The 26,919-nt window shown below is 71.7% G+C and carries 35 protein-coding genes and 1 pseudogene; 7 read left to right on the top strand and 29 right to left on the bottom strand.

What is annotated here, in order from left to right; all coding sequences use genetic code 11:
* Position 1: 1 nt before the first annotated feature.
* The 24 genes from ABZ858_RS35330 to ABZ858_RS35215 all read right to left on the bottom strand — a co-directional run bounded on the left by ABZ858_RS35330 (position 2) and on the right by ABZ858_RS35215 (position 17,026).
* On the bottom strand, positions 2-853 hold the full coding sequence (locus ABZ858_RS35330) for a histone-like nucleoid-structuring protein Lsr2 (RefSeq protein ID WP_361388449.1): 852 nt from the start codon (positions 851-853) through the stop codon (positions 2-4).
* The gene (locus ABZ858_RS35325; protein WP_361388446.1) at positions 853-1,410 is read right to left on the bottom strand and encodes a WhiB family transcriptional regulator; all 558 of its coding nucleotides are present in this window, start codon (positions 1,408-1,410) and stop codon (positions 853-855) included. Before ABZ858_RS35325 ends, ABZ858_RS35330 begins: the two co-directional genes overlap by 1 nt.
* Positions 1,407-1,865: a hypothetical protein gene (locus tag ABZ858_RS35320; RefSeq protein WP_361388443.1), complete on the bottom strand. Its 459-nt coding sequence runs from the start codon at positions 1,863-1,865 to the stop codon at positions 1,407-1,409. Before ABZ858_RS35320 ends, ABZ858_RS35325 begins: the two co-directional genes overlap by 4 nt.
* Positions 1,862-2,542: a GGDEF domain-containing protein gene (locus ABZ858_RS35315; protein ID WP_361388440.1), complete on the bottom strand. Its 681-nt coding sequence runs from the start codon at positions 2,540-2,542 to the stop codon at positions 1,862-1,864. Before ABZ858_RS35315 ends, ABZ858_RS35320 begins: the two co-directional genes overlap by 4 nt.
* 89 nt (positions 2,543-2,631) lie before the next feature.
* Entirely contained in the window at positions 2,632-2,934 is a 303-nt protein-coding gene (locus ABZ858_RS35310; protein ID WP_361388437.1) for a hypothetical protein, read from the bottom strand.
* 105 nt (positions 2,935-3,039) lie between these two features.
* Positions 3,040-3,450 (bottom strand): NUDIX hydrolase, encoded by a 411-nt coding sequence (locus ABZ858_RS35305; RefSeq protein WP_361388434.1) that lies wholly within the window; start codon positions 3,448-3,450, stop codon positions 3,040-3,042.
* Positions 3,451-3,515: 65 nt separating this feature from the next.
* A complete protein-coding gene (locus ABZ858_RS35300) occupies positions 3,516-4,313 on the bottom strand; it encodes a hypothetical protein (protein ID WP_361388431.1) in 798 nt (265 codons plus the stop codon).
* Between the two features lie 43 nt (positions 4,314-4,356).
* The gene (locus ABZ858_RS35295; protein WP_361388428.1) at positions 4,357-4,869 is read right to left on the bottom strand and encodes an ATP-binding protein; all 513 of its coding nucleotides are present in this window, start codon (positions 4,867-4,869) and stop codon (positions 4,357-4,359) included.
* Positions 4,869-5,453: a hypothetical protein gene (locus tag ABZ858_RS35290; protein WP_361388425.1), complete on the bottom strand. Its 585-nt coding sequence runs from the start codon at positions 5,451-5,453 to the stop codon at positions 4,869-4,871. Before ABZ858_RS35290 ends, ABZ858_RS35295 begins: the two co-directional genes overlap by 1 nt.
* 76 nt (positions 5,454-5,529) lie before the next feature.
* Entirely contained in the window at positions 5,530-6,156 is a 627-nt protein-coding gene (locus ABZ858_RS35285; protein WP_361388422.1) for a hypothetical protein, read from the bottom strand.
* Between the two features lie 84 nt (positions 6,157-6,240).
* Entirely contained in the window at positions 6,241-6,939 is a 699-nt protein-coding gene (locus ABZ858_RS35280; RefSeq protein WP_361388419.1) for a hypothetical protein, read from the bottom strand.
* A 96-nt stretch (positions 6,940-7,035) separates the two neighbouring features.
* On the bottom strand, positions 7,036-7,422 hold the full coding sequence (locus ABZ858_RS35275) for a hypothetical protein (RefSeq protein ID WP_361388416.1): 387 nt from the start codon (positions 7,420-7,422) through the stop codon (positions 7,036-7,038).
* 109 nt (positions 7,423-7,531) lie between these two features.
* A complete protein-coding gene (locus tag ABZ858_RS35270) occupies positions 7,532-8,092 on the bottom strand; it encodes a hypothetical protein (protein ID WP_361388413.1) in 561 nt (186 codons plus the stop codon).
* Between the two features lie 99 nt (positions 8,093-8,191).
* A complete protein-coding gene (locus ABZ858_RS35265) occupies positions 8,192-8,662 on the bottom strand; it encodes a Pycsar system effector family protein (protein WP_361388410.1) in 471 nt (156 codons plus the stop codon).
* 92 nt (positions 8,663-8,754) lie between these two features.
* Entirely contained in the window at positions 8,755-9,363 is a 609-nt protein-coding gene (locus tag ABZ858_RS35260) for a hypothetical protein (protein ID WP_361388407.1), read from the bottom strand.
* A 100-nt stretch (positions 9,364-9,463) separates the two neighbouring features.
* Positions 9,464-9,919 carry an RRQRL motif-containing zinc-binding protein gene (locus tag ABZ858_RS35255; RefSeq protein ID WP_361388404.1) on the bottom strand — a complete coding sequence of 152 codons (456 nt, stop codon included), beginning with the start codon at positions 9,917-9,919 and terminating at the stop codon, positions 9,464-9,466.
* Positions 9,891-10,394, bottom strand: a complete 504-nt coding sequence (locus ABZ858_RS35250; RefSeq protein WP_361388401.1) for a hypothetical protein — start codon at positions 10,392-10,394, stop codon at positions 9,891-9,893. The genes ABZ858_RS35255 and ABZ858_RS35250 overlap by 29 nt, the downstream gene beginning before the upstream one ends.
* A 134-nt stretch (positions 10,395-10,528) precedes the next feature.
* Positions 10,529-10,708 (bottom strand): hypothetical protein, encoded by a 180-nt coding sequence (locus ABZ858_RS35245; RefSeq protein ID WP_164584344.1) that lies wholly within the window; start codon positions 10,706-10,708, stop codon positions 10,529-10,531.
* Positions 10,705-12,195, bottom strand: a complete 1,491-nt coding sequence (locus ABZ858_RS35240) for a hypothetical protein (RefSeq protein ID WP_361388397.1) — start codon at positions 12,193-12,195, stop codon at positions 10,705-10,707. The genes ABZ858_RS35245 and ABZ858_RS35240 overlap by 4 nt, the downstream gene beginning before the upstream one ends.
* Before the next feature lie 165 nt (positions 12,196-12,360).
* The gene (locus tag ABZ858_RS35235) at positions 12,361-14,541 is read right to left on the bottom strand and encodes a hypothetical protein (protein WP_361388394.1); all 2,181 of its coding nucleotides are present in this window, start codon (positions 14,539-14,541) and stop codon (positions 12,361-12,363) included.
* Positions 14,541-14,996, bottom strand: a complete 456-nt coding sequence (locus ABZ858_RS35230) for a hypothetical protein (protein WP_361388391.1) — start codon at positions 14,994-14,996, stop codon at positions 14,541-14,543. The genes ABZ858_RS35235 and ABZ858_RS35230 overlap by 1 nt, the downstream gene beginning before the upstream one ends.
* A gap of 123 nt (positions 14,997-15,119) precedes the next feature.
* Positions 15,120-15,344: a hypothetical protein gene (locus ABZ858_RS35225; RefSeq protein WP_361388388.1), complete on the bottom strand. Its 225-nt coding sequence runs from the start codon at positions 15,342-15,344 to the stop codon at positions 15,120-15,122.
* A 298-nt stretch (positions 15,345-15,642) separates the two neighbouring features.
* On the bottom strand, positions 15,643-15,897 hold the full coding sequence (locus tag ABZ858_RS35220) for a WhiB family transcriptional regulator (RefSeq protein ID WP_361388385.1): 255 nt from the start codon (positions 15,895-15,897) through the stop codon (positions 15,643-15,645).
* Between the two features lie 748 nt (positions 15,898-16,645).
* The gene (locus tag ABZ858_RS35215) at positions 16,646-17,026 is read right to left on the bottom strand and encodes a hypothetical protein (RefSeq protein WP_361388382.1); all 381 of its coding nucleotides are present in this window, start codon (positions 17,024-17,026) and stop codon (positions 16,646-16,648) included.
* A 264-nt stretch (positions 17,027-17,290) separates the two neighbouring features.
* On the opposite strand from ABZ858_RS35215, the gene ABZ858_RS35210 reads away from it, so the two are divergent.
* The 3 genes from ABZ858_RS35210 (at position 17,291) to ABZ858_RS35200 (ending at position 19,829) form a co-directional block, all read left to right on the top strand.
* Positions 17,291-18,043, top strand: a complete 753-nt coding sequence (locus ABZ858_RS35210) for a GntR family transcriptional regulator (RefSeq protein WP_361388379.1) — start codon at positions 17,291-17,293, stop codon at positions 18,041-18,043.
* 182 nt (positions 18,044-18,225) lie between these two features.
* On the top strand, positions 18,226-19,263 hold the full coding sequence (locus ABZ858_RS35205; RefSeq protein WP_361388376.1) for an AAA family ATPase: 1,038 nt from the start codon (positions 18,226-18,228) through the stop codon (positions 19,261-19,263).
* A complete protein-coding gene (locus ABZ858_RS35200; protein ID WP_361388373.1) occupies positions 19,260-19,829 on the top strand; it encodes a guanylate kinase in 570 nt (189 codons plus the stop codon). The genes ABZ858_RS35205 and ABZ858_RS35200 overlap by 4 nt, the downstream gene beginning before the upstream one ends.
* A 7-nt stretch (positions 19,830-19,836) precedes the next feature.
* On the opposite strand, the gene ABZ858_RS35195 is transcribed toward ABZ858_RS35200, so the two are convergent.
* Together ABZ858_RS35195 and ABZ858_RS35190 are read right to left on the bottom strand one after the other, a co-directional pair.
* Positions 19,837-20,676 carry a DUF1932 domain-containing protein gene (locus tag ABZ858_RS35195; protein WP_361388370.1) on the bottom strand — a complete coding sequence of 280 codons (840 nt, stop codon included), beginning with the start codon at positions 20,674-20,676 and terminating at the stop codon, positions 19,837-19,839.
* A gap of 4 nt (positions 20,677-20,680) precedes the next feature.
* On the bottom strand, positions 20,681-21,328 hold the full coding sequence (locus ABZ858_RS35190) for an HAD family hydrolase (protein WP_361388367.1): 648 nt from the start codon (positions 21,326-21,328) through the stop codon (positions 20,681-20,683).
* A gap of 111 nt (positions 21,329-21,439) precedes the next feature.
* Between ABZ858_RS35190 and ABZ858_RS35185 the strand changes: the two genes are divergently transcribed.
* Both ABZ858_RS35185 and ABZ858_RS35180 read left to right on the top strand, forming a co-directional pair.
* Positions 21,440-21,748, top strand: coding sequence for a helix-turn-helix transcriptional regulator (locus ABZ858_RS35185; protein WP_361388364.1), 309 nt, complete (start codon positions 21,440-21,442; stop codon positions 21,746-21,748).
* Between the two features lie 588 nt (positions 21,749-22,336).
* Entirely contained in the window at positions 22,337-24,550 is a 2,214-nt protein-coding gene (locus ABZ858_RS35180) for a hypothetical protein (protein ID WP_361388361.1), read from the top strand.
* An 83-nt stretch (positions 24,551-24,633) separates the two neighbouring features.
* On the opposite strand, the gene ABZ858_RS35175 is transcribed toward ABZ858_RS35180, so the two are convergent.
* Positions 24,634-24,816 (bottom strand): hypothetical protein, encoded by a 183-nt coding sequence (locus tag ABZ858_RS35175; protein WP_361388510.1) that lies wholly within the window; start codon positions 24,814-24,816, stop codon positions 24,634-24,636.
* On the opposite strand from ABZ858_RS35175, the pseudogene ABZ858_RS35170 reads away from it, so the two are divergent.
* Both ABZ858_RS35170 and ABZ858_RS35165 read left to right on the top strand, forming a co-directional pair.
* Positions 24,778-24,909 (top strand): annotated as a pseudogene (locus ABZ858_RS35170) (hypothetical protein); the annotation flags it as partial. The gene ABZ858_RS35175 and the pseudogene ABZ858_RS35170 sit on opposite strands and share 39 nt — an antisense overlap.
* Positions 24,910-25,156: 247 nt before the next feature.
* Positions 25,157-25,366, top strand: coding sequence for a hypothetical protein (locus ABZ858_RS35165; protein ID WP_361388507.1), 210 nt, complete (start codon positions 25,157-25,159; stop codon positions 25,364-25,366).
* 45 nt (positions 25,367-25,411) lie between these two features.
* Here the strand turns inward: ABZ858_RS35165 and ABZ858_RS35160 are convergent, their stop codons facing one another.
* Positions 25,412-25,888 (bottom strand): hypothetical protein, encoded by a 477-nt coding sequence (locus ABZ858_RS35160; RefSeq protein WP_361388358.1) that lies wholly within the window; start codon positions 25,886-25,888, stop codon positions 25,412-25,414.
* A 212-nt stretch (positions 25,889-26,100) separates the two neighbouring features.
* A complete protein-coding gene (locus ABZ858_RS35155; protein ID WP_361388355.1) occupies positions 26,101-26,838 on the bottom strand; it encodes an HNH endonuclease signature motif containing protein in 738 nt (245 codons plus the stop codon).
* Positions 26,839-26,919: the final 81 nt, after the last annotated feature.

Raw genomic sequence — 26,919 nt, 5'->3', positions numbered from 1 at the left:
ATCAGCCGGCCTTCCGGACCGGCGCCCGGTGCGCGGCGTCGTACGCCTCCAGGACCCGCTTGGGCACCATCCCGGCGTCGGCGACCTGGTGGCTGTGCTCGCGCGCCCACGCCCGTACGGCGGCAAGCTCCTCCCGGGTGCGGCCGCTGCCGAGGCCCGCCCGGATCGGGGTGGGCGCGGTGGCGGCCGCCGTGGTGGTGCGGGTGCCGGCCTTGACGGTGCGCAGCTCCTCCTGCGCCTTCTCCAGTTCGGCCTTGGCCCTGGCGACCTTCTCCTCCGCCTCGCGCTGCGCGGCCTCCGAGTCGCGGCGCTCGGACAGCTCGGAGAGGTCGGCGGTGATGCGGGCGGCGCGGCTGCGGACCGAGGCGATCGGGTGCGCGGCCGCCCAGTCGATCAGCTCCTGGAGCGCGTTGGAGACGGGCAGCGCGACGACCGGGACGTCGATGGCCGGGGTGGCGGCCGGGACGTCGGCGGTCTGGCCGGGCAGTCCGGCCTGGTTGGCGATGAGGTCGCTGAGCTCGGTGTCGCTCAGGCCGGTGGCCTCGCGGATCGCCTGCTCGGAGTCGCCGTTGTTGTGCATGGAGATCGCCATGGCCTCGAACGCGGACAGGGCCGGGGCGGCGGGGGTGTTCGTCATGGTGGGTGCGTCTCCGGTTTCCGGGATGAGGGGGAGCAGGGCGGTGAGGGTGTCGGTGTCGGTGGGCAGCCCGAGGACGTCCAGGAGCAACCCGAGGTCGTCCTTGTCGCGGGAGCTGCGGGCGGTGACCCGGGCCGCGGCGGCGAGCTGCTGCGCCGGGTTCGGGTCCAGGGGCAGCGACTCGGCTTCGAGGGCCTCGGTCCAGTCGGTGAACATCACGCCGCCTTGCCGCTGGCGACCAGCGCCAGCACGCGCAGGTTCGACGCCGCACGCTGGGGGGTGATGGGTTCCTTCCAGCGGTTGTACGGCGCGGGCCGGGTGGGGATGGACTCCAGCTCCAGACGGGCGAGGGCGAGTTCGCGGGCGGTCGGCGGCACGGCGCGGGCCGCGCGGGCCCGCTCCCTGCGGAGCCGGTCCTGTTCGGCGACCACGCCGACCCAGTCCTCACCGAGCCGGGCCACGAGCTGCTTGCGCAGCTGCGTACGGTCGCGCTTGGTGGTCGCCGCCCACACCCCGGTCTTCGTCAGGGCGGGGTTGGCCAGCGCCCACTTCAGGCAGTCCTTGACGATCGGGCAGCCGGAGCAGGCGTGCTTGGCCTTGGCGAGCGCCTTCTCGCGGGCGCGGGGGTCCTGGTCGGTGGAGATGTCCTCGATCTGGAACAGGGCCGGGCTCGTACGGCAGCGCAGGACCTGGTCGGTCTCGGGGAAGGGGATCCGGTCGTCGGCCGCGATGACCTTGGGCGGCTGCGGGACGCCGGTGCGGTTGCCGCTCATGAGGTGGCCTCCGGAGCGAGGTGGGGGAGCTGGAGGAGGACCTGGTCCACGAGGTCCTGCGGCGGGCGCCAGGGCCCGAGCTGCCCGTGCAGCCACGGGATGGGCAGCGCGAGCTCCTGGACGTCGGCGAGGACCAGGTGGAACGCGTCGGCCTGCGCCCACTTCGAGCACGGGGCGGTGCCGGCGGCGTCCTGGTGGCAGTCGGTGAGGCGGGCGACGCCGATGACGGCCCGGGTGTGCAGGGCGCGGCCGCGGATCGCGGTGGCGACCAGCGGGTCGCGCATCGGGGCCCGCTCGGTGGCCTGCCCGGCGTGCAGCAGCACCAGGCCGCGCCAGGACCAGGGGGCCGGGCGGTTCTCCACGTCCTTCCCGGCGAGGATGCAGGTCGTCCAGGGCTGGCGGATCGTGATGCCCCGGATCCAGGTGCCCGGGTCGACCGGGGTCGTGGTGCTCATGCCGCCCGCCCCAAGGTGTGGGTGCCCGGCCGCCCGGCGCGGCGGCCGTTGATGGAGGGCACCGTGGCGTGCTGCGGCCCGGCGAGGACCGCCCGGCCGGTGTGCTTGCCCACGTACATCGCGGCATCGGCGGCCCGCTGGAGCAGGGACAGGTCCGTCGTGCCGAGGACGTCGGGGGAGGCCGCGCCGATGGACGCGGCGACGTCGACCAGGACGCCGTCCTCGACCTCCACCGGCTGCGCGAGCAGCTGCACGAGCTGGGCGAGACGGAGCTCGCGGCGGGCCGGGCCGATCCGGACCGCGACGGCGAACTCGTCCCCTCCGAGCCGGCCGACTGCCCCGCGGCTGCCCGCCCACGCGGTGAGCCGGGTCGCGGTGGCGGCCAGGACGCGGTCGCCGGCGGCGTGCCCGCCGGGCCCGTCGTTGATCTGCTTGAAGTGGTCCAGGTCCACCAGGACGACCAGGGCGGCGGCGCCGTACCGGTCGGTGATCTGCCGGGCCCGAGCGGTGAAGCCGTCGCGCCCGAGCAGCCCGGTGAGCGGATCCTTCCGGGCGGCGGCGAGCTTGCGGTGCAGGCTGACCGCGTGCACGGTCCAGCCGGTCAGCGGCACGGCGAGCGTGGTGATGATCAGGGCGCGATTTCCCGAACGGGCCTGTACGCGCACGGTGGAGGCCATACTGGTCTCTCCCTCTCGTCTTGTACGGGATGGGTGGCCCAGGGCGGCCGACTGGTTTTCCGGCCTTTGGCGGCCGTCCCGGGGCGGATCTACAGCTCGAAGGACTTGGTGTTGAGCCAGCTGTAGGGGTCGTTCCAGATGCCGGCCGTCGCGGCCTGCCAGTCGAGCGCCCAGTCGGGCCGAAGCCCCCGCGCTCCCCAGCCCCCGGCCTGCTTGCCGGGAACCTCGAGTCCGGCCTGCTGTGCGGCGAGCGCCGCGTCGTACACCTCGTGCGCGATGCGCAGGGCCTCGCTCGTAGACGACGCCTCGCCGGTGAAGACGTGCACGCCGTGCAGCTGGCGGTTGGTGGTGTGGTGTATCGGGACGTCAACCTCGAAGTAGCGAAGCGGCATGACGCCCATCTCCTTCCTGTCGCTGGGCGTGGCGGAACACCGCGACCGCCCCGGCCGACAAGGGCCGGGGCGGCACGGAGGAACGCCGCGCTCGCGCGGGAGGGATCAGCGCTTCACGGCCTCCGCGACGATCTCGGCGTGGTCGAACGCGAGGTCGGGGAGGTCGGCCAGGGGCCACCAGCGGGCGGCGGTGGCGTCGTCCCCGGCGGTCGGTTCGACCAGCGCGGGCAGGGTGGCGGTGTAGGCGACGCTGACGTAGCGGCCGCGCGGGTCACGGCCGACGGCGTCGAAGGCGCCGACCTGCCGGAGGTCGGCAGTCGGGACGGTGATGCCGGTCTCCTCCTCCAGCTCGCGCGCGGAGGCGTCCAGGCTGTTCTCGCCCTTGTCCACGTGTCCGCCGGGCAGCGCCCACCGGCTCTTGAACGGGTCCCAGCCCCGCTCGATCAGCAGGACGTGCCGGTCGGCGAACAGGACCACGTCGGCGGTGTAGCGGATCGTCTCGTCGGTGGTGCTCATCAGGTGTGTCTCCTGGTCTCGGAGCGGAGCCCCGGCCCGGGTGGCCGGGGCGGAATGGAACGCCGTCAGGCCGGTACGGGGGCGGGGGTCTCCAGTCCGGCACCGAGCAGCAGGCCGCGGATCGACTGCTCGTACTCGCCGTTGCGGATCCGGTCAAACATCAGCTGGCCGGCGGCCAGGCAGCGGGCCCGCAGCTGGATCAGGGCGACGGCGTGCGGGGCGGCCCCGGCCTCGGTCGCGGCCTGCGCGGCGGCGTCCCCGGCGAGCTGGTTGGCCGCCTGGAGGCCAGCCTCGCGCCGGGAGTACTGCGCCCGGCAGAACGCCCAGCCAGTCAGGGCCCGGGTGTCGTCCACCCGCTTCTCCCACGCCTTGTACGTGTGGCGGGTGCCCTCGGGGTCGGCGGCCCACTCGGTGGCCCACTGCCGGGCGAGGTCGGGCAGCTGCGCGAGGACGGCCAGGACCTGCTCGCCGCAGTGCCCGAACGCCTGCCACGCCTCGGTCTCCTCCACGACGCGGACCTGCTGGGACATCAGCCAGTATGGGTAGTACCGGCCGCCCCAGTTGCCGGTCTCACCGAGCGGCTCCACGATCCACAGCCGGATCGGCCAGCCGTCCTCGATGCGCTCCAGGATCTCGCCGGGCCGCGTGTACATGTGGAAGTACGAGAACGGCTTGTCGGTGTACCACTTCTGGCCGGGGCTGGGGTGCTCGATGCTCTCGCCGATGTGGTCGGCGAGGTTGACGGTCGGGATCGTCTCGCCCAGGCCGCTGTAGTAGCGGGCGAGGTGGTTGCAGGTGGGCGGGACGGTGCCGTCGGGCCGGGTCGCCATGTAGTGGACGACGGGCCGGGCGCTGGGTGCCATGGGTTCCTCCAGGTCGGGTCAGGACGTGCAGGTGGGGATGGGTTCAGCGGCGGGCGGACCGGCGCAGGACGCCGGAGTTGGCCAGGAGTTCGGAGACCAGGTGCACCGCGGCGAAGCCCTCACTGCGGAGCTGGTCGGCGTCGGGCAGCAGCTGGTGGTGTTCGCGCACGATGTGCAGCGGGACCACGCGGTCGCGGCCGGCGTTCTGGGCCTCCACTGTCGACAGCGGGATGTCGAACAGGACGGCCACGGCGGGGCGCCGCCAGTAGCGGGCGCGGGCGAGAAGCCCGGCCCTGACGTGCGGGAAGACGTTGGTGGAGTCCACCAGCACGTTCAGGTTCCGGGAGAGGCGGGCGTCCAGGAGCAGGTTCTGGATCTCGGCGGCGACCGGGGTCGCGGACTGGTCGGCCTCGGAGTCGGTTGCCAGGCGCCGGTAGACGTCCAGGCACACGCGCCAGCTGTCCGGGTAGCGGGCGGCGAAGGTCGACTTGCCACTGCCCGGCGGTCCGACGAACGCGCAGAGGGCGCCGGCGGGCAGGTTCAACAGGTCGTCCATCAGAGCCGTCCGGCGGTGTTGGCGGTGGCCGAGCCGCGCAGCTCGTCCACGCGGATCGCGGTGTGCGCGAGGTCGCGGGCGAGGGTGGCGAGCCGCTGGGCGTCGTCGCCGACGGGCTGGGACCAGATGAGGCCGGCGGCGAAGTAGGCGGCGTCCGCGGCCAGTTCCCTGGCCTGCTCGGCCAGGCGCTCGCGCTCAGTCTGCAGCGGGTCGGCGAGGGCGACGCGCTCGGGGAGCGGCAGTTCGATCAGCCGCTCCAGGATCACGGCCAGGGCGTCGGCGACGGCGGCCAGGTCGCCGTCGGCGAGCCAGCCGTCGATGCTGTCGTGGCCGGTCAGGTCGGGGGTGTACTTCGCGAACAGGCGCCGGTCGAAGTCGCCCGAGGCGGCCCCGGCCGGGGACAGCTCGAAGATGAGCCGACGGTTCTTCCGGTCGGGGTAGAGGGTGAGGTCGCGGTCGGCGGCCTCGCTCGTGAAGACGACGGGCCAGTCCAGCTCGGTCGGCGGCGTCCAGTCGATGCCGAGAACGTCGGCGATGACGGCGGCGAGGCGAGCGGCCGGGGCCTGGGTGGCGGTGCTGGGCAACAGGTCCTCCTGCGGTGCGGCTGACGGGGCACCGCGCCGTCCCGGCCGGGGAGGGCCGGGGCGGCACGGTGCCGGGTCAGGCGGCGCCCTGCGAGGCGGTGGTGCCCGCGGCTTCGCGTTCGGCGGCGGCCTCGGCCTGCCGGTTCTGCCGGATCACCTTGCCGACGATCTGGCCGGTGGCCTTCTCGGCCTCGGCCTCCCAGTCCGCCTCGATGCGGTACAGCGCGCGGGCCTTGTGCTTGGGCAGGACGTTAGCGCCCAGTTCGTGGCGGGTCAGGGTGAGGCGGTGGTCCCAGGCGCCCTTGCGGCACAGCTGGTCGACCTCCACGAACGCCCAGACGAGTGTCGCGCCGATCTCGCGCTGGCGGCGGCGCAGCCGGGTGGCGTTGACCAGGACGCGGACGACGTTGTTCGGCGCGATCACCGCGACCGAGTACAGGTCGTTGGGGCGGGAGGTCAGGGTGAGCGTCTTGCCGTCCCACGCTTCCGGCTTGAGCTTGGCCGCCGCGCCCTGCGCCATCGCGGCGAGCATCGCGATCCGCTTCGTGGAGGTGACCACGACTTCCACGGCGGTCAGCGGGCGCCGGCCGAAGTGCTCCTTCACCAGGCGCTGCGCGGTGGGCACGGTCTCGGTGATGTCGGCGGTCAGGCGGCGGGAGGTGAACAGGCCGTCGCGGATGACGGTGATCTGGGCGGGCTTCATGCGGGAGGGCCTTCCGGCTCGGGGACGGTCTGATTGGCCACCGCACCGCCCCGGCCGCGGGGCCGGGGCGGAACGGGTAGCCCGTCAGGCTTCGAGGGCCTTGAGGTGGTTGTCGAGTTCGGCGATCGTGCCCGCGACCGTGTCCTCGGTGTCGCCGGTCACCGGGACGGCGGGGAGGCCTGCGGCGCGGGCGGCGAGGCGGTGGCGGATCTGCTCCATGCCGGTGATGACCACCGGCTCCTCGCTGTCGCCGGTCAGCAGCGTGAAGTGGCGCTTGTAGTCGTCCCTGTCCGCGCGGTGGTGGAGCACCACGCCCGGGGCGAGGTAGAAGGACGCCTCTCCATCCTCGTAGCCGCGCCACCGGTCCTCGCTGCGCAGGAAGTTGTCGCTGTCGTCGATGCGGAAGGCGGCGCTGGCGGCACGGTGCGCGGCGTCCTCCTCGGTCGCGACGACGACCTGGGCGAGAGCCTCGTCCAGCGTGGCGGCCGGGGCCGGGGCGGTGTTCCTGTGCGGGGTGGTCGGCCGGGCGGTGCTGCGGGCCTTGGTGAGCAGGCGGCGCAGCGGCGTCAGGAACAGCTCAGCCAGGGAGTTGACGGCGACGGCGGCCACGACCGCGACGCAGCCGGCGAAGGCCAGGCGCCAGTCGCCGGACCAGGTGTCGGGCGAGTAGGTGTAGCCCGCCCAGGCGCCGATGGCGCCGCCGACGACGACGGTGACCATGTCCAGGCCCTCGGTCGCGGCGTCGGCGACGGCGAGGGTGGCGCGGCGAACAGCTCGGTTCATGATGGGGGTGCTCCTTCTTCTGTCGGATGCGCTCTGGCGGGGGAAGGGGTGGCTCCGGGACGGCCGGGCCGCACGCCAGCGGCCGTCCCGGGCGTCTCAGTTGCCGCTGCTCGCGTGGGCGGCGGCGGTGGAGCGGACAGCGTCGGCGAGCAGCACGGTCATCTCGTGGCCGTGGTCGACGACGTCCTCCAGGCGCTCGATGACCTCGCTGGGCAGGCCGCGGTTGCGCGCGTCGGCCAGGACGCCCTCGAGGTAGAGGACGTCGGCGAGGATCCGGCCGCGGGCGTCCAGGACGCCGGGCTGCACGGCCAGGGCGTCGGTGTTCTTCGCGGTGGCGAGCGCGGTGTGGTCGGCGGCGGCGGTGTACGCGGCCTCGGACTGCTCGGTGAGCAGCGCGTCGACCTCGGTGGTGTCGCCGTAGGCGCAGCGCCAGCCGAAGCGCGCGGCGGCGGCGTCCATCAGGGAGCGGCGGGTGAGGGGCACGGTGACCTCCAGGGGAGGGCCGATCGCCTGGTCCGGGTGACCGGGCGGACACCGCACGGCCCCGGCCGCCGGGGGAGGGCGGCGGCCGGGGGCGCACGGAGAGCGCCGGTCAGCTCTCGATCAGGCGGCGGGCGAAGTACCGGGCACGACCGCTGTACTCGCAGCGGTCGGTGCGCAGGATCTCCGGCTGGTCGACCGCGAGCTGCTGGAGCGCGGCCTCCAGTGCGTCATCGGTGCGCTGGAGGGTGAGCCTTATCAGGTCCAGCGACTCGATCCAGATCTGCTCGTCCGCCCCGCGGTTGCGGGAGGCGGTCACCCAGGTGCTCAGCCGCTCGCGCACAGCGTTGTCGTCCGGGCGGGCCGGGATGTCGCGGGGGAGCGCGCGGCAGCTGGTGGCGTGTTCGTTGGCGACCGCCGCTGCCTCCTTCAGTTCGAGCCACCCGTGGCTGGTGAACTTGTTGCTGGCCTTGGCGAAGTGGCAGCCCAGGCACGCGACGATGTGGCGGTAGTCCTGCGCGGCGGTGTAGACGAGGACGACCGCGTGCGCCTGGTTGTAGTACCGCTGGGCGATGGTGGCGCCCTCGGGCGTCCAGGTCTCGCCGATCTCGGGCCACGGCTCGGGCTCGACGACCGGCGGTTCGGGGTGGCGGGAGAAGAGGGTGAGGGCCACGGGCTTACTCCTTGTCGGTGTCGGTGCGGTGGGTGTGCCGGGCGGCGAGGGTGGCCGCCACGGCGATGAGGACCAGGGCGAGCGCGTACGGCCAGCTGCTCATCCGGCGACCGCGAGGACGGCGGCGACCAGGAGCAGGGCGAGGGAGGCGAGGATCGTGTCGACCGCGCGGGCCAGTCGCTCGTACTTGGCGACGGCGATGGTCGACAGGGCCTTGATCCGTGCGGGCCGCGTGTCGTCGTCCATGGAGGCCCGGATGGTGGCCGCGTCCAGCTGCGCCCAGTTGGGGAACGACCCGGGCGCCGGGGCGCGGCCTCCGAGGTTGGGCCGGACGACGAGGAGCAGCAGCACGGCGGCGGCCGCGAGGGCGAGGCTGGCGGCGCCGCCGACGAGCTGGGCGGGCAGCGGCAGGTTCTTGTCGGCGAGGCTGGCGAGTCCGGCGAGGACCGCGCCGTCGAAGGCCAGTAACAGCGACGCCTTGTTGTCGGTGCGCCCGATCTCCGTGGTGACGGCGGCGCAGGCCGCGTCCAGGTTCTTGTCCGTCACGGAGGACTCGGTGCTGAAGGTCATGGTCGGCTCCCCTTCCGGCCGGGCTGTCCGGCTCCCCGTCACCACCCGGCCCGCGTACGGCGGGGCGGGTGGATCAGGCAGCCGCCAGACCGTCAGCGGGCGGGGTGGTTGTGCAGGTTGAGCACCGGGCGCAGGGACAGGCCGCGCAGCGCGAACAGGCTGCCGATGGTCCAGGCGAGGACGATCAGCGCGGTGGCGACGGGGCGTCCGGCGGCGGGGGCCGCGTCCCAGACCATCGCGGCCGTGCAGGCGCCGTGCGCGATCCACGTCAGGCGCGCGCCGACCGCGCCGGTGAGCCAGGCCAGGATCAGCGCGGCGAGGCCGACGCCCTGCCAGATGACGAACGCGCTGGAGGCCGTCAGGGGGAGGCCGGCGGTGTGCGCGGCGAGGTAGGTGTGGACGGGGTCGGCGACGGTGGCCACCCACTGGGTGAACCAGCGCCAGTCCTGGTGGTGGGACCAGTCCATCACCTTCGGCACGCCCTTGATCAGGGCGAGCAGGACGGCGGCGCTGCCGATGACGCCGAAGGCGACCAGGGCGCCGGTGGGGACGTCGTCGCGCAGCCGGATCGGAGCCGGCCGGGGCGGCGCGGTGCGCGGTGTGCGCGGCGGCATCCGCTCGCTGTCGGCGATCGTGTCCAGCGGCGGGATCGTCGGCTCCGGCTTGTTCGGGTCGGGCTGGGGCTGGTTGGGCTCGGTCACCGGTGGGCTCCTTCGCGGTGGTCGGCGGCGTAGTCGGACGTACCGGGGCTGTCCGGCTCCCCTTCACCCCCCGGCCGCGGCGGGTGCCGGGCCGGGGGGATCAGGCAGCCGTCAGACCGCCCTCGCAGTGCTGCGCGGGCGCGGTGGGGCGGGGGTTGAGGTAGGAGTGCGGGTCGGCGGGCGTGCCGTCGTAGCACTCGAGGCAGGAGCCGAGCGTCTTGAGCGGGGGGCAGTGGAAGTACCGCCGGCGGCACGAGGGGCACCGCTGCCTGGCCTCCATCGCCTTGTCGAGCGCGATCTCCTTGGCGAGGGTCATGGGCCGTATCGGCAGGGCCTTGTCGACCTCGTAGAGCCAGGCCCGGCGCTTGCCGCCCCGGCACTCGATCGCTGCGACCGGGGCCTGACCGCCGGGGCGTAAGCGCTTCTCGCGCAGCTGCCTGCGGGTGGCCAGGCCCTTGGGGGCCTGGCGCCAGCGGTAGACCGGGAAGTCGTTGGTTCCGTACGGGTCGACGTCCCGGAGCACCGGATCAGCGGCGGCGGCCACGGTTGTGTCCACGGCCGGTGTGGACCTGGACCTTGGCGCGGCCGCGGGCCTGGACGTGCACGTTGGTGCCGCCCCGGCCGGAGCCGGTGCTGAACATCTTCAGCAGAACGAAGCCGCCCAGGCCCGCCAGGGCGATGAGGCCGAGGGTGACGAGCGCCTGGACGAGCGCGACCAGGGCGGTGACGAGGAAGTAGAGGCCGACGCCGCCGACGCCCAGGATGAACGCCACGAGCGCGGCCTTGACCAGCAGCGGGGAGACAAGCGGCTGCGGGGCCGGGGCGGGCGGCGGGGTGTAGTAGGCGACCGGCTGTCCGGCCGGGCCCGGGACGACGACGACGCCGTCGATGCCGGCGGTCGGCGGGTAGACGACCGTGTCCTGGGGGAGCGGGACGACGTACTGTCCGTACGCGGGGGCGGGGGCCTGCGCGTACTGCGGCGGCATCGGCGTCGGGTAGTAGGTCTGGGGCTGCTCGCCGTTCGACGGCATGATGGTGTCCTCCTCCGCAGTGGGGAGCCCGGACGGATCGCTGGCGTGTGAGGTCCGGGACGAGGCTTCGGCCTCTTCACCGGCCCCCGAGGTGGCTTCAACATCTCGGGGGCCAGTGGAGCCGTCGAAGCGGTTCAGGCGAGGGGCCGGTAGCGGACCGGCATCAGCCGCTCGTTGCGCGCCAGGATCAGCGGCGGGCGGTCGGCGCCGGCCTCCGGCAGCAGCTCGATCGGCTCGGGCCGCTGCTCGGTGAAGTCGAACGTGATCTCCAGTTCCACGGTGGTGTCCTCCTCTTCTGCCGGGGCGCCGCTCATGCCGCGCCCGCGGCGTCGTCGCTGTCGTTGTTGTTGTCGTCGGTGAAGCCGTCCAGCGCGTCCTCGATCACCGAGTCCTCGAACCCGTCCTCTTCCGCGAGGCGGCGCTTGGCGGCGCGGACGCGGTCTCCGACCCACGTCTCGCCCTTCTCGTAGTGCTTCGCGAGGCCGTCCAGGTCCGGCGTGAGGCCGGACAGTTCGCACTTCGCGATGTACCGCTCGGCCTCGTCACGCTGCTTGGCCCGCACTTCGCGAGGGACGCGGCCCTCACTTTCCGAGGCGGTCAGCGCGGGCACCGCGACGAGCGCGGCCCCGTTTTCCGAGGCACTTTCCGAGGTACGGCCCGCAGAAATCGAGGTGCGGGCGCCGCCGGTTTCCGAGGCGGGGCGGGTGCGTGCGGCGGCCCGCTCCAGGGCGCGCTGCCGCTTGAGCTTCTCGGCTTCCTCCAGGGCGCGGGCCTCGGCCTCGGCCTTGATCCGCTCAGCCTCCGCAGCGGCCTCGGCCTCCTTGCGCAGCGCCTCAGCCTGGGCTTCTGCCGTGGTGATCTCGGCCCGGCGCTTGGCCTCCCGGTCCTGCTCGGCCTGCTCCAGCTCCCACTGTGCGCGGCACTGCTGCGTCTCGATCTCGGCCTCGGTCTTGCGCCGGGTCGCCTCGATTTCTGCGGTGCGCTCGGCCAGTGCGATCCGCTCGCGTTCCGCCTCGATTTCGTCGCGGCGGGCCTGAGCGGTCGCCTCGATTTCTGCCCGACGCCGCTCGTTTTCGAGCCTCGCGTTCTCCTCGCGTTCCAGCCGGGCGGCCTCGCGTTCTTCGCGTTCGCGTTCCCGCTGTGCCTCGCGTTCTGCGGCCTCGCGCTTATCGGCGGCCTCGCGTTCTGCGTCCTCGCGGGCCCGCTTCTGGTCGGCCTCGCGTTCTGCGGCCTTCGCGGTCTCGAACCGGGCGATGATCGCGGTCAGTTCACCGCGGCGCCGGGTCGCGTACTTGCGGTAGCCGGTGGCGGCTTCCGCGAGCAGGATCAGCAGGGCCGGGGCGACGGAGTGGAGCAGGATGCCGCCGGCGTCCGGCTTCTGCGGGATGAAGTGGAAGTGCCCGTCCGGGTAGAGGCTGGTCCAGCAGTTCATGACCCAGGTGGACAGGCCGGCCGTCCAGCGCAGCAGGAACGGCCAGCCGCCGGGCTTGTAGTCGCCGCCGTGCTCGGCCAGGACGCCGTCGACGTACAGGACGGTGATCAGGGCGAGGCTGGCCAGCGGGTCCAGCATCCAGGCGATGTACCAGGGGATCTCGTGGGAGACGCCGAACCGGGTCACATTCACGCAAGTGAAGATCAGCGCGCCCCCACCGAGGGTGAGGAGCGCCTTGGTGACCATGGCCAGGACCTCGTCCAGCTTGGCGATGGACTTCCGGGCCTTGGCGGCGTCGTCGGCGGTGACGGGCGGGAGGGTTCGCGGCGGGCCGGCCACCTTCGGCCGGAGAGCGTTCGGGGCGCTCATTCTGATTACCTTCCGTAAGGTGCGCGGAGGTGCGGCGCGCACCGTGCGCGCAGAACAAATGGGTACACATTGGGTGGTGCGCGGCTACGGTTCGGGCCCCCTACCTGGGGCGGGGACGGGTGCGCACGGTGCGCGACGCAGCGCACCATGCGCACCCGGTTTTCGTCACTCTCCGTCGTTGCCAGAAAGGGGAGAGCGGAGGATGTCGTACAGGCCGAAGCCCTCGTCCGACTCGTCCACGGAGATCACCTCGGCCTCGATCAGCCGATCGCGCTCGCGGTAGAACCAGCGCTTCGTGTCGCTCAGGCCGACCCGCATGAGGATGTCGGTGACGTCGCGGGGAGCGAAGCTGTTTTTGCCTTCGCGAACCCACTTGTCGAGCCGCTCGTAGAGCTCCTGGCGGCCCTGCTCGCTGGTCAGCTTGTCGGCGTCGTCGACGTCGCCGCCCAGGCTGAGCACCGGGGCGTCCTCGGCCGGGGGCTCGATGTCGTCCTCGATGCGCAGGTGGTCGTACTGACCGGGCTCGGGGTCCTCGTCCAGCACGTTCTTGAGCATCTCGTTGAGCTCCTCGACCTCGGCCGCCATCGTGTCCTCGTCCACGTCGTCCATCTCCTCGTCCGGCGGTCCGGAGAAGGCCGGCGCCGCCGGGGCGGCCGGGGAGGCCGACGTGGCGACGGGGGCCGGGGACGGGGCCGCCTGCTGCGGGGTGCTGTCCTCTCCCTCCTCCTGGGGCAGCAGGGGGGCGTCGTACGTGGTGCGGTTGACGTACAGGTCGCCGAACGCCTCGGCCGTGACCGTGTCCAGCGGGGTGCGGATCGCGGCCCCGGCGGTGACGGCGTCGGCCTGGTCGCGCTTGCTGGCCAGCTCGGTGCGGGCGGTGATGTGCCACCGCTCCTCCGGGATGCCCAGACCGGCCGCGTAGTGGTAGCCGGGCTTGCGGTTGCCCCACTGCGGCCAGGCGCCGGCGTCGGTCGCCTCGTCCGGGAGGCAGTACTGGGCGTCGGCGCCGTCACGGAGACCGAAGCACAGCCCCGCGGGCGAGTTGGCCCGGGAGTCGGTGTCCATGTTGTTGTGCGTGGCGCGCTGGATGGAGGTCAGGATCCAGATGCCGGCCGCGCGGGCCGTGCGCAGGATCTTCTGGTAGTGCTCGTTGTCGGCGGCGAAGTCCGCGGCCTCCTCACCGATGATGACGAGGAAGTTCAGGCCGCAGCCCGGCTCCCACTTGCTCAGGCCCTTGGCGGCGAGAAAGTCGGTGCGCTTCTCGATCGCGTTGGGCAGGAGCTTGAAGAACCGCCGGGCGGCGTCCTTCTTGTCGATCGGCCACTCGATGCCGTGCCGGACGTGCCCGAAGTCCTGCTGGAACTTCGAGCAGTCGATCACGATCGTGGACACCTCGGTGCGGGTGCCGCACTCGGTGACGATCAGCTGGTTGCCCTGCGTCTTCCCAGCGCCGTTGACGCCCATCGCGATGCAGTGCTCCACGTTGCCGTTGGCCAGCGGCTCCTGCTCCAGCGGAGCGCCGGTCAGGTTGAGGCAACGCAGCTGGCCGGTGAGGTTGAGGAGCAGGTCCTCGCCGTCCTCGTAGCGGCCGGTGCGGATCGGGACATCGCCGATGGACGCGCCGAACGCCGACGGGCCGCGCCAGGGGAAGCCCTCCTTGAGGAGGTCGGCGACCTGGACGCGCATGGTGACCATGGAGGAGTCGTCATCGTCCACGACATGGGTGATGCGCCCCTTGCCGATCTTCATGGCGGCGGCCATGGCGGGGATCCGCCGGGCCAGGTCCTCGGCCGTCGCGCCGTCCTTGGCCTCCACCGTGGCGATCACGGTGCCCTTGCCGTTGGACTTCGCTTCCTTCAGCTCGTGCTTGGCCAGGCCGATCTCGCTCTCCAGCTTCTCCCACTTGGAGGCGCCCTTCTCGGACCCCTTCTTGTGGAACGAGCTCCAGAGGTTGTTGGCCAGGGACAGGCCGATGCCGCCCAGCGCCCAGGCGCCGGCGGTCTCGGCCGTGTCGACGCCAGTGATGGTGCCCAGCGTGACGGCCGCGGTGACCGCGACCGTGTTGACCTGGTGCAGCCGGACGGTGTCCTTGTCCCGCTTGGCCTTGCCATCCAGGTGGTTGAGGAAGCGGCACAGCGCCGTGCCGGTGCCCGCGACGCCCAGAGTGGCCAGGGCAAGCGCGGCCGGGTTCCCGGCGACCGTGACGTGCGCGCCCTCCACCAGGACGGGCCCGAGGGCGGTGATCGCCCAGGGCCCGACGTAGCGGAGTCGCCGCGCCCGGTCCTGCTGCTGCTCTTCCTCGGTGCGGGTGTCGATCGTCTTGGACTTGGAGACGCGGCGTGCCATCACGCAGCCCTTCCTGACTCACCGGGGCGGCCAGCGCTGCCCGACGGCTTGTCGCCGATGGAGAAGCCCGGCTTCTTCGAGCCCTTGCCCTTGCGGGCCTCGGCCTCGGCCTCCTGCTCGGGCTTGATGAAGTGCTTGACGAACGAGGCGTACATCTTCACGCCCGAGAGGCCGAGCACCTTCGCGGCGGTCGCTCCGGCCTTGAGGTGGCCGCCGACCAGCTTGGCGCGGATCTTGCTCTGCGCGCCGAACGTCCACCACTTGCCCTTGTACTGGGACAAGATCGCGGTGACCATGTCGGCGTCCATCCCGATCCGCATGTACAGCTCGAAGCCGATGGCACGCAGGATGCGGGCGTAGTTGTAGAGGTCGCGGTCGGTACGGAACTCGATGGCGTCCAGCTGCTTGATGAGCTGGCCGAGGTTCGAGCCGACCGGGGCGTCGCCGTCACTCATGAACGGGTTGTCCTTCCTGAAGAGGTGCGAGGGAGTCGTGCGGGGCGAGGGGTTGTGCGGGCGGGGGCTCTGTCACCTCCCCGCGGTCCCGGCCGGGGCCGGGGCCACAGGCAAGTGGCAGGTTCACCGGCTGCTGCTGGCGGGCACCGTGTCGGGCTTGTCGTCGCCGGCGTTCTGCACGGCGGTGCTGATGCCGCTGCCCATGCCGTTGATGGCCCCGGCGAGCGGGGACGTGGCGAGGGCGTAGCCGCAGATCAGCGCGGCGATCAGGACACCGGCACGCATGTCAGCGCGCCAGCACAGGTAGGTGATGCCACCGGCGATCAGGAACAGGGGCAGGGCGATCACAGGTCCTCCAAGGAAGGGGAGTTGGGTAAGGAGCTCTCCAGCCACGAGGGCCGAACCGAGCGGGGAACGCGGGTTCCGACGCTCTCCACCGCTCCCGGACCGCGCGGGCGGGCCGGGGGCGACTGGGCAACGCAGGAAGCGGAGCGGGGCTGTTGCCGTTTCCACTGGAAACGGCGGTGGGTCGGGAGTCGACGGGGTCAGCGGGCCAGGAGGACCGCGCCGATGACGATGAACGGCCCGGCCATGCCGAGCAGGTAGAGGAACCGCATGTCGCCTTCTTCCAGAAGGAGTTGGATGGTCAGGCAGCCAGGCGGGCGCGGTTGCGGGCGGCGCGGCGCTTCATCGCCCGCCGCTCGTCCTCGCTGAGGCCGCCCCAGACGCCGTCGTTCTGGCCGGACTCCAGCGCCCACTGGAGGCAGTGCTCCATGACCGGGCAGCGGCGGCAGACCGCCTTGGCCTCCTCGATCTGCAGGAGCGCCGGTCCGGTGTTGCCGATCGGGAAGAACAGCTCGGGGTCCTCTTCGCGGCAGACCGCGTTGTGTCGCCAGTCCACCGGGGTCACTTCCCCTGTCGGACGCGGCGCAGGGCCTCGTCCATGTCGGTGTCGGAGTCGCCGTTGTTCCGTGCGATGCTGATCTGCATCGGGGCCTCCATACAGGTCCTGGACAGCCCCGGGGGTCCGATCCCTGGGGCTGTCGCCGTTGGTAGAGCCGGTGTCCACCGCGCTCTCCACCGCCCACCGAACGGCCCGGAGGCCGGCGGTGGACGACTGGGCAGCGCGGGGCTGCAAAACAGGGGCGCGGCCTCTGCCGCCGCGCTGCTCGCCTTGTGATCTGGGAGGGAGAACGAGGTTCCCTCAGTCCCGACGCGGCTCCTCGCCTCGGCTGGGACCGGGTGCCGAGGGTCTGGGAGTGTGTCGCGTCGTTCTTTTACGTCGTGGGGATGTCGGCCCTCCACGCTTTCCGTCAGTAATGAGCGCCCGGTTGGTACTGCACCGGGCCGCCCCCAGGAGCTGAGCGCCTGACGGGTCATCGCGTGTGCCGACTGCCACCACCAGCGGTGATGGCGCCGCACGACGGGTTTCCACTCACCTCCGGCTGGTGTGGACACGGCCGGTACTGCGGTGGTGGATCACGCTGTGGAGTTCTCAAGGAACAGCCGCTGCCTTCCAGAGCCAGCCCAAGGGCTGGATGTCCGGGCGGATGCTGTCGGGAGTCGCGCTTCCGGCTCCCACATCCGGCGCCGCCAGAGGCGGTTCCGGGTGAAGGAGCCGGGTCCGAAGACCCGGCGTGGTGCGGGGGTCAGGCCGCGATCGGCAGGGGCGCCGCAGCGGCCGGCCGCGTGATGCGCAGCTGCGTGGCGTAGGGGAGGAGCACGTCGACCAGGCGCTCGCGCACCAGCTCGGTGGCGGTCGGGTCGGTGGCGACGATGTCGCGGGCGGCCAGCATTCGGTTCTCGCGGGCCTCGATCGCGGCGACGGCGGCGGTGATGTCCAGGCCGTCCAGCCGCTCGTGGGGAAGGGCGCCGGCCTCGAACATCTCCAGCGGCATCCCGAAGGCGACGTCCAGGTCCAGGCCGCCGAAGTCGGGGAGCGGCACCTCCACCGACTCCAGGAGCGCGAGCGTCTCAGCGTCGAAGGTCTCGGTGACGAGGCCGGCGGCGGGGCGGCTGGTGGTGTTCATGGGGTGGTGCTCCTCTCGGAGGTGCTGAGCTCGGGAGGCGTCCCGATGGCGTGTGGGCAGGGCGAAACAGCACCTCTTCGGCACCCCCGCCCCGACCTCGTTAGCGAGGTTCGGTGCGTCTTCAGTACACCGATCCTCGTTAGCGATGTCAAGAGGTACGTTAACGAGGTACGCTCTCCCGGCGGCTCCCTCACACACCGGGGCGCCCTTGCCGGTTCCTCGATAGCCAGCGGCCGTAGGATCGCTAACGAGGTAGGGAGACGTATGGCGAGTGACATGGGCGAACAGCGGCCCAAGTACCAACGGATTGCCGACGACCTGAAGGCGGCGATCGAGTCCGGCGAGTACGGCCCCGGCGATCGGCTGCCGGGGGAAAGCGCGCTTGCCGCCCGGTACGAGGTCGCTGTGCTTACCGCTCGCCAGGCGCTGAAGATCCTGCGGATCGAGGGCCTGGTGGAGACGAAGAAGGGTGCCGGCGCTCGGGTCATCGAGTTCCGCCCGATCCGACGTCACGGCATCCAGCGACTCGCACGCGAGCAGTGGGGCGCCGGCAAGTCCATCTGGTCGGCTGACGAGGAACGCCCCGTCACGATCGACGTCCGCGTGGACACCGTGGCTGCGCCCGCGCACGTCGCGCGGATGCTGGACGTGGACGAGAACGAACTCGTCTGCGCTCGGTCCCGGCGCTTCGTTCTTGCCGACCGGCCCGTCATGCTCGCGACCTCGTACCTGCCTCTTGACCTGGCTGAAGGCACGGCGATCATGCGCGTGGACACCGGCGAGGGCGGCACATACGCCCGACTCGCTGAGCTCGGGCACGCGCCGGCTCACTTCCGCGAAGAGATCCGGTGCCGGCTGCCCGTCGCTGAGGAGGCCGAAGGGCTGGCCATGCCCCTGGAGCGTCCCGTCATCAAGCTGTGCCGCACCGCCTTCGACGCTGAGCTCCAAGCCGTCGAAGTGAACGAGATGACCATGGACAGCGCGGCCTACGTGCTGGAGTACGCGTTCGATGCCTGAGCGGTCCAACTCGCCCATCCCGTGCCCCCTCATGACTGGTCGTCGTGTGGGGGCCATCACACTCGCGAGCGCCGCAACGCAACATCACAAAGCCTTGTCGAAGCTCGTGCACACTTGCGTTCACGGGTTTTCAACATCTACGTACACATGGGATTTGCGGGCCTAGCTCTAGGCTCACGGCCATGACGATCACGGAGGGTCACAGGGTGGGGAAGCACCGAGCGGGCTGGCGTCCGGACAAGCTGCGCGAGCAACGCGAAGCCCACGGACTGACCCTGGAGAAAGCCGGTGAGCGCCTCCGTCAGGTCGCTGAGCAGGCCAAACTCAAGGGCATCCCCGCCGCGAATCCGCAGACCCTCTGGCAGCACGAGCAGGGCGAGGTCTACCCCGGCCCGCACTACCGACGTGCTTACTGCCTTCTGTACCGGGCCACCGAGCCCGACCTAGGCTTCCGCACTGCCCTGCCAGGTGAGGAGACGTCCTTCAAGCTCACGCCGATGGACGACCGTCTCAACGGCTCGCACGTCCTGGCGGTGGAGCGAGCCATTCACCGCATCGCGCCGGGCTCCGGCGAAGCCGACCACTTCGACTTGCAGCAGCGGATCATCGACGCATGGAAGCGTCGGCACACGGGCGGCGATCCTCACCGTCCCGTACTCATCTTGGTCGGTGGCTTCGCGGGCAGCGGTAAGACCGAGCTGGCCCGCTTCTTCGTTCAGCTCACCGGCTGGCCGCTGCTCGACAAGGATCCGCTGACCCGCCCGCTGGTGGAGCGCCTCCTGGTCGCGCTGGGCGGCGATGCGAACGACCGGCACACCGAGCTCTACCGCGAGAAGGTCCGGCCCGTGGAGTACGACTGCCTGATGCAGTCGGCCATGGCCAACATCAAGTGCGGCATCTCCACGGTGCTGACCGCCCCGTTCATCGCCGAAATGACTGACTCGGACTGGATGCAGCGGCTGGCCAACCGTGCGGGCTCGATGGGTGTCGACGTCTTCCCGGTGTGGGTGCGATGCGACGAAGAGTCGATGCGCGAGTACATCGGGTTCCGCTCAGCGGCCCGCGACGCGTGGAAGCTCCAGCGGTGGGACGAGTACATGGCCACGATCGACCTCGACCTGCGCCCGGCGGTGCCGCACCTGGTCGTTGACAACCGGCTGGGGACCGCCGTGACGCTCGCGGACCAGGCGCGGCAGGCGATGGGGGCGATGTACGCATGACGGAGAGGCAGGGCGTGGTCCTCTACGGCCCGCCGGCGTCGGGCAAGGACACCGTCACCGTCGCGCTCAGCAACCTCGATTCCAAGTACGCCCAGTTCGCGCGGCTCAAGGTCGGGACCGGCAAGTCAGCCGGCTACCGGATGGGCACAGCGGAGCAGCTGCACGCGCTGGAGACCGCCGGCGACGTCGTCTACGCGAACAGTCGCTACGGCAACACGTACGTCATCGACGCGCCCGGCCTGGACGCGGCGTTCGAGGCCGGGGTGCCCGTAGTGCACCTCGGACAGGTCGACGGCGTCCGCGCGCTGGTCGACGGCTACTCGGCCGGCTGGTCGGTGGTGTTGCTGTGGTGCCCGCGCGAGGTGACCGAGCAGCGGTCGGCGGGGCGCGGCGACAGCGACACCGCGGCGCGCCTGGCGGCGTGGGACGCGACCCGCGAGGACCTGGACGCGCACCCGCGCATGGCCTGGGACCTGACCATGGACACCACGACGTTGGGGCCGCAGGACGCGGCGCGGCTCATCGACCAGCTGCTGGCGCAGCGGGCGGGAGCGGCGACGGCATGAACGTCGGCTACGGCTGGGCAAGTCGGTCCAAGGCGTCGGTGAGCGTGAGCTCGCCGTCGTCCTTGGCGTCCTCCCACCGTGTCAGCGTGGACGCAGCCGCGCGCAGCATCTCCGACGGAAGGCCGACGGCCGCGAGCGCGTCGGCAGCCTCCTCCAGCTCCGGGCCCCAGCGCCAGGCGCGTGCCGCCGTCTTGGCCACGTACTCCGGTTCCGCGAGGTACGAGTCGGTGCGCCGGGAAGCGACCTCAATGAGTTCCTGGTCGACGCCGTGCTCGCGCGCCATGCCGACCGCGAGCGCCGTCAGGACCCGCGAGGTCTTCTGGAAGCTGGCGTACGCGAGTTTCAGCGCGGACGCCTTCCCAACCTCCGTGCCCAGCACCGTCGTCTGGACGGCGGTGCCCCCGAACAGCGCCTCGATGCGGTCGGTCCCGGCGACGGGCCCCGATAGGTACAGGGTCGGTGTCTTGCCGCGCACCGGCGGTGAGCCGACGACGCCACCGTCCACGACGGTCGCGTCCGGTACGAACAGCCCGGCGATCCGCTGGACGCGCTCCGGGTTGATCGCATTTGCGTCTACGAACACCCCGGCGAAGCCGTGCCCGGCGACGTCGCGGGCCAGGTCCTCGGCTGCGGCTGGCGGGCAGAGGCTGATGACGATGTCGCTGCGGTCCAGCAGCTCCGTCATCGTGGCCACGGGCGTCAGCCCGGCCTGGGCGGCGCGCTCCGCAGACGCGGTGCTGCGCCCGGTCTCACACCACAAGGCTGCACCCGCGTTGGTCGCGGCGCAGGCGGCGACGGCGGCGCCCATGCTGCCGGGGTGGAGGATGCCAACGGTGGGCTGGTCCACGGTGCTACTCCGTCTCGTTGAGCAGGATGGTGATGGCGTCGGTGACGTCGTCGACGACGTGGTGCGCACGGGGGAGGTCGTCAGGCCAGGGTCGGCCGCGGAGCCAGATGGTGCGCAGGCCGGCCTGGTGTCCGCCGCCGATGTCTCCGGCCGGGTTGTCGCCGATCATCCAACCGCCGTCCGCGAGGTTGACGCCGCACCGGGACGCCGCGAGCTCAAAGAGCTCCAGGTCCGGCTTGCGGATCTCCAGGTCGCCCGAGACGGCGACGCCGTCGGCCAGGGAGGCGAGGCCGGTCCTGGCAAGTTTGGCGCGTTGGATGTCGCTGGCCCCATTGGTGATGATGCCGATCGTCCAGGCGGCCGCGCGCAGGCGGGCCAGGCCCTCGAGGACCTCGGGGCGGCAGGTGACGGCGGTCGACATGAGGTCGACGTACTCCTGCCACAAGTCCGCGGCCGATGCCTCCAGGTCGAAGGCGTCCCGCAGCCGAGCGAAGTCACCGGCGGTCGCGCGGTCGGCCAGCTCGATGCGCAGCCACTGCTCGGCATCGAGGGGAAGCGCGCGGGAGCGGGACAGGCCGGACACGGCATCGCTGAGCGCCGACTGACGGTCGGCCAGCGTGCCGTCCAGGTCGAAGAACACGGTGCGGGCCACGGGCACGGACCCTATCGGGTGCCGAAGAGGCAGTTCGTACTGATCGCTTTCCCCAAGCGGAGATCAGATCGTGTATCTTTCGTAGTTACAACGATCATGGAAGGCGTGGCTATGTCCGACTCGGACCGCTCGCAGCGGGTGGACGCTCTGCTGAACGGCCTACCCGAGGCTCTGCCGTCTCCGCAGGTGCGCGCGAAGCTGCGCCTGGCGGCCGGCCTCACTCAGCAGGACGTCGCGGACGCCGTGGGCGTGAAGAGGGTCGCTGTCACCCGCTGGGAACTGGGTCAGACCAGCCCTCGACGCCCGCACCGCGAGAACTACCTGCGCCTCCTCAAGGGTCTCGCCGCGCGCTTCCCCGAGGCCGCGAAAGCGGATGAGGGCACGCCGACGCCAGCCTCGGATTCAAGGGGGTCGGGGTGACGTAGCCGCCACCGGCCGCGCGGCCACCTTGCGGACTGACAATCCGCTTCGGCCAGCGCGGCCCTTCGCACCGACTGGGCGTGACACCTCAGTTCGGCTGCTCAGTCCCGGTTGACACCGGTCCTGGGCTCCAGCTCTTGAGCTGGGTCTCTTCATCTCAGCAACACCGGTCCGCAAGGACCAGCAACACCGGCAGTCGCCCCTGGCAGGGGGCTTCGGCCAATCCGTTCCAGCAGCCCTGGCAGGGGCCTTTGGAACGTCCGTTCGAATCACGCAAAGGAGAGAGGACTCGCCTCTGGTTCTTCGTCCGGTCGCCCGCTCCTCACGGAGGGGGCGCCCCGCCCGTCCACGAACCGGTCCCCGTGAGGGGGTCGGCCCTTGTTGATCTATATGGAAGGCGGTTATCGCCATAGTGCACGAGGTCCAGGCGTTCTGTCAGCTTGACCACGGGGTGGGGGATGCCCCCTCGGGGGGATTCGCCGCAGATGGTGGTGTCCCCCCTCGCGGGAACGTGACATACATCACACCCCTTGACTGTCACACCGTTGCCGCCAGGTCTGCGGGCGGCTCGATCACGGCTGTGGCTCCGTGAGCGCGGGGGCAGCTTCGGCCGCCGTCCTGGACCACGACGTGCGGGAGATCTTCGGCAACTCGGTCGACGGTCCGCGGGGCGGGACCCGTAGTCGGCTGCGGTCGGTCCCGGCACAGGCCAGTCCGGTCGCGCGGCTGGAGGTGGGCAACCCGCTCCAGCTGACCGAGACGATGCGCGCCCGGCTGCTCGCGGCGGTGCGCGCGCTGCTGTCGGACCCCGGCTTGAAGGGCGCGGACGACCCGGTGCGTCTGGCGGCCGTCGTGCTGATGGCGAAGGCCAAGGTGGCGACGAACTACCGCGCGACGATCACCACGACGGACCTCGGTCGGTGGGTCGGGCTGAAGCCGTCGCGGATCGCGCATCATGTCCTTCCGCAGCTGCGTGACCGTGGCGTGCTCGGCTCGAACGAGACAGTCAGCGCGGCCGGGCGGGTGACGGGCCTGGAGTGCTGGGTGATCCCGATGTACCGGGCGCAGCACGGCGGTGACCGTCGGCACGTCCTGGCGCTGTCGCGGGTGGAGCTGATCGTGCTCCTGAAGCTGATCGAGGCGCTGTTCGCACCGGGCTGGGCTCACAAGGACGGCCGGGTGACCCCGCCCGGGATGCTCGCGGACCGTACGGGGCGCGGGGCGGCGACGGACCGGCTCGGGCTGCTGCTGATGGTGCTGTCCTCGAACTCGAAGGGCTGGCTGCAGCTGTGCTCGGGCAGCGTGGACAGCGAGCGGGGCCGTCCGGCGGCGACGGCTGCCCGGCTGCTGGGCTGCTCGCCGGCGGGCGGGGCGAAGCTGCTCTCCCGGCTCCAGGAGCAGGACGTGCTGTCGGTCGACCGGCGCGAGACGGCGTCAGGGCTGAACGCGCGCAGCCGGGTCCGGCTGCTGCCGGTCGCCAAGGCGCACGGGATCGCCGTCCGGGAGGCCCGGGAGGCCGCCGACGCCGTGTTTTCAGACCTCGCCGATACTGCATCCGGTGATCTTGAGGCAGCGGTGGAGACTGTGACCCCTGTGGTTACTGGGGTTCAGGGCGCCGCGGAGGGCCTGGAGGGCGATTCGGCAGACCGCGCCGATGCTGCACACCTTCACGCCTCTCACGCCTCTGTGGTTACTCCCGGTGGGTCTCTCTCGCTCTCTGGTGGTTTTTCCGGCGAAGGCCGTGGTGGGAACCACGGTCTGCCGGACCGCGCGTGTGTGCGCGAGGACGGCGGCCCGCTCCGCGGGGAGAAGCCGAAGAAGTCCCCGTCGATCAGCAGCGAGAAGCCCGACCGCGGGCCGGTGGCCGGCGGCCCGGTGCGGGTCGTGGACGGTGCGGGTCAGGGCAGGCAGCAGCGGGGGAGGGTGCCTCTGCCGCCGGAGATTCTGCGGGCCGTCCTGGCCCCGGTCGACCTGGTCTGGGTACGGCTGGACCGTGCGGCCGCCCGTCGCCTGGTGGAGGCCGCCGCCCGCAGCGAACTCAAGCGGGTGGAGGGCTTCGCGGGCCGTACGGACGCCCCGCAGGTGCTCGCCGACCGGCTCGCACGGCGCTTGGACGAGCAGCTGCGCACCCAGGGTCCGATCACCGAACCGGTCGGCTGGCTGCTGGCCCGGGGCCTGCCCCAGCGGCAGCAGTGCGGCGACGCCCGGTGCGATGACCGGGTGCTGCTCGACTCCGGCCGGGTCTGCCCGCGCTGCGAGGACCGGCAGGCCGACCGCCGTGCCCAGCGCCACGCGGTCGCGGTCGCAGTGGACGCCGCGATGCCTGGGGCCTCCGAGGACGAGCGCCGCGCGGCCGCCGACCGGCAGCTGCACGAGCGGGTGACCGCCCAGGGGTGGACCCGCGAGCACGAGTGGGAGCAGGTCCGCGCCCGGAAGGCCGCCGCCAAGACCCATCGCGCCGAAGCCGCGGCCGCGCAGCTGGCCGACGGCGTCCCGGCCGCGCCGGTGGCTCCGGTCGTGCTGCCCGCGCCGCGTCCGGCCGTCCTCGACCCGGAGCCGCAGCCGGAGGTCGGCGCCGACACCGACGACCAGGAGCTGGTCCTCGAGGACCTGACCCCCGACCAGGTGCGCGACTGGCGGGTGCGGGCGCTGAAGGACCACCAGGTGGTGTTCGACCACATCGACCGCTACGGCGAGCCGTCAGCGAGGCGGCTGTTCAGCAATCGCCTGGTCGACCAGGCACAGCACCTTTCCCGCCTCGGGCACCTGGACCTCGGCTACACCACCTGGGGGCAGGCGTGAGCGAGGGCGAGGTGTCCGGCGTTAACCTGGCCCGGGGTCGCGCTGCGGGCCGCGATGGAGCAGGCCCGGAAGAACGGCGCAGGTCAGAAGACGAAGAAGAAGCCGCGGACCAGTACGTCGGTGCGGCGCGACGGACGCGAGCCGATGGGCCTCGGAGCCGCCATCGGCGCGCTGGTCACCGAGCGGGCCTGGGAGCTCCCGGCCGCCGGCGCGACGCTGCGGGAGCGGTGGGCGGCCATCGCCCCCGACCTCGCTTCGCTGGACACGTCGCTGCCGTGGCGTACGACCCGGACTCCGGCCGGCTCACCGTGTGCCCGGAGTCGTCGGCCTGGGCGACGAAGGCCCGCCTGGAGCAGACCCGCGTCATCGCGGCCGCCAACAAGGCGGCGGGCCGCACCGTCGTGAACTCCCTGCGGATCCTGCCGCCCGGCGCCGCGACCGTTTCTGCTTCAGCTTCCGACGTGGCCCCGGCAGACCCGGCCCCGGCCACGCCCACCGGCCCGGTGACGACCAGGGAGATGGCGTCCGAGGGGCTACCGCCGCGCGCTCGCTGCGCACCAGGAGGCCGCCGCACCGCGCCAGATGGACCCGGGCATCGCGGATGCGGTGGAGAAGCAGACAAGGGCGATGCGCGAGCTGTCCCGCAGTGCGTTCCCCGAGACCGACGTCGTCCCGGGCGATGCGCCGGCCCCGATCGAGCAGGTCCGGGCGCAGCGGCGCCGCCAGGCCGCGGCGACGGAGGCCGCCGCGCTGCACCGGGCCCGCGCCGAACGTGCCGGGGCCATCATGCCCTCGGGGCTTCACCCCGGCAGGTGACCGGTGAGGTGGCGTGATCAACCACGCTGGGAGTCGCCGCAGTCCTTACCTGCCGGTCGCGCTCAACTGGGCCACCCGTGCGGAGAATGCCTGAACGTTGGCGCGGATGTGGCGCTCCTCGATGAGTTCACACGCCCTGAGCGCTGCCGCGATGCACAAGCGAAAGACGTCTCGTTCGTCGCCGTTCAGCAGCCGGTGAGCTCCCGTCAGGGCGGTCCATGCCGACAGCCGGCGCGGAGAGCGGTCGCAGTGCGCAGACCACCAGGACGGCAGGTTCGCGGCGAGCCGATCGCTGTACGCCGTCGGCGGGAAGAGCGCGGGGGTGTCGTCCAGGAGGGCTGCCTCCGCGCGGCGCAGGAAGTCGACCGCCTCGTCGTCATCCATGTTCTCGTCCCCCAGGCACGCCAGGACAATGCCGAAGTAGGGGATGGACAGCAGGACGCCGTCAGGCCAGTCGTCGGGCTGCTCACCGAAAGTCTCGGCGAAGGTCTCCATCAGGACGGCGTTGGGGTCACGGTGCACGGCCCACATGTACTCCCTGGCCCGGACGGTGAAGGGCAGAACACGGCGGTCCGGGAAGCGGATCGCCCGTACGAGCTACCCGCAGCTCGTGGGCCGGGCCTGTGCCGAGCGTGCCGTCCTCGAGCTCTCACGTGCTCCGCAGGCAGCCGGTGAAGTGGCATGAGCCGACGCCATGACGATGTAGGCGAGGCCGTGTGATCGGCGCTGGAAGCTCAGTAGCCGTTCCCCATACTTTCCGCAGCTCGTGCTGCTTTGTCTGCAGCTGCTTGAAGGAGCCGAGTGCTGTCAGGAAGCCCCCCAAGGCTGTCCATCAGTCGGTTTGCTGCTCGCTCGGCCTTGGCTGCCGCCTGATGCAACGTCGACGCGTCGTCAGACAGCCCTACGAGGTCGCTGGCGGCGTCGGCCAGCGTGCTCGCCGTGTCCTGTAGGTGTGCCAGCCTCTGCGACGCATCAACCAGCAGGAAGGCAGTGTCCTGCAGGTGAGCGAGTTGGTCAGAGGAGCGGCTCAGCGAGTTGATCTCGTCTGCGGAGAGCCCGAACCCATGGATGCGAGGGTTGGCAAGCTCTTCGAGGGTGACCTTCAGCAACGCCGCAAGCTCGGGAGCTGTCTTCGCAAATTCGTCCAAGGCCGGCTCGAGGCGGGAGACCAGTGCCGTTTGCGCTCCACTGATCATTTCTCCGAGTCGATCTTCGGTCAGGTCGCTCAGCCCTGCCAGGGCGCTGAGTCCGTCGGCTTCGCGCTCGTGCTTCCAGCGCTCCAACAGCTCCACCGTGTACTGCTCGCTGTTCGTCCCATCGATCTCGGAATGATGCGGGTGGCAGAGCAGGATGAGGTTGGCGAAGCTGTTGCGCTCGCCGACTGACCAGTCCGGGTCGTAGCGCTTACCTCCTTCCTCGAACGCCCGAATATGTGCGATCTCCAGGTTCAGACGGGGTACACCGTTGATCATTCGAATAGTCGGCACGCCACAGTCGGGCCAGTAGCACCCGCCTCGGGCGAGTGTCATCAGTCCTGCGATCGTTGCGTTGCT

It is taken from the genome of Streptomyces sp. NPDC047017 (genome assembly GCF_040644175.1).
Lineage (GTDB): Bacteria > Actinomycetota > Actinomycetes > Streptomycetales > Streptomycetaceae > Streptomyces.
Note: the sequence above shows the minus strand (reverse complement) of the source record. Positions and strands in the feature narration are given on the sequence as shown.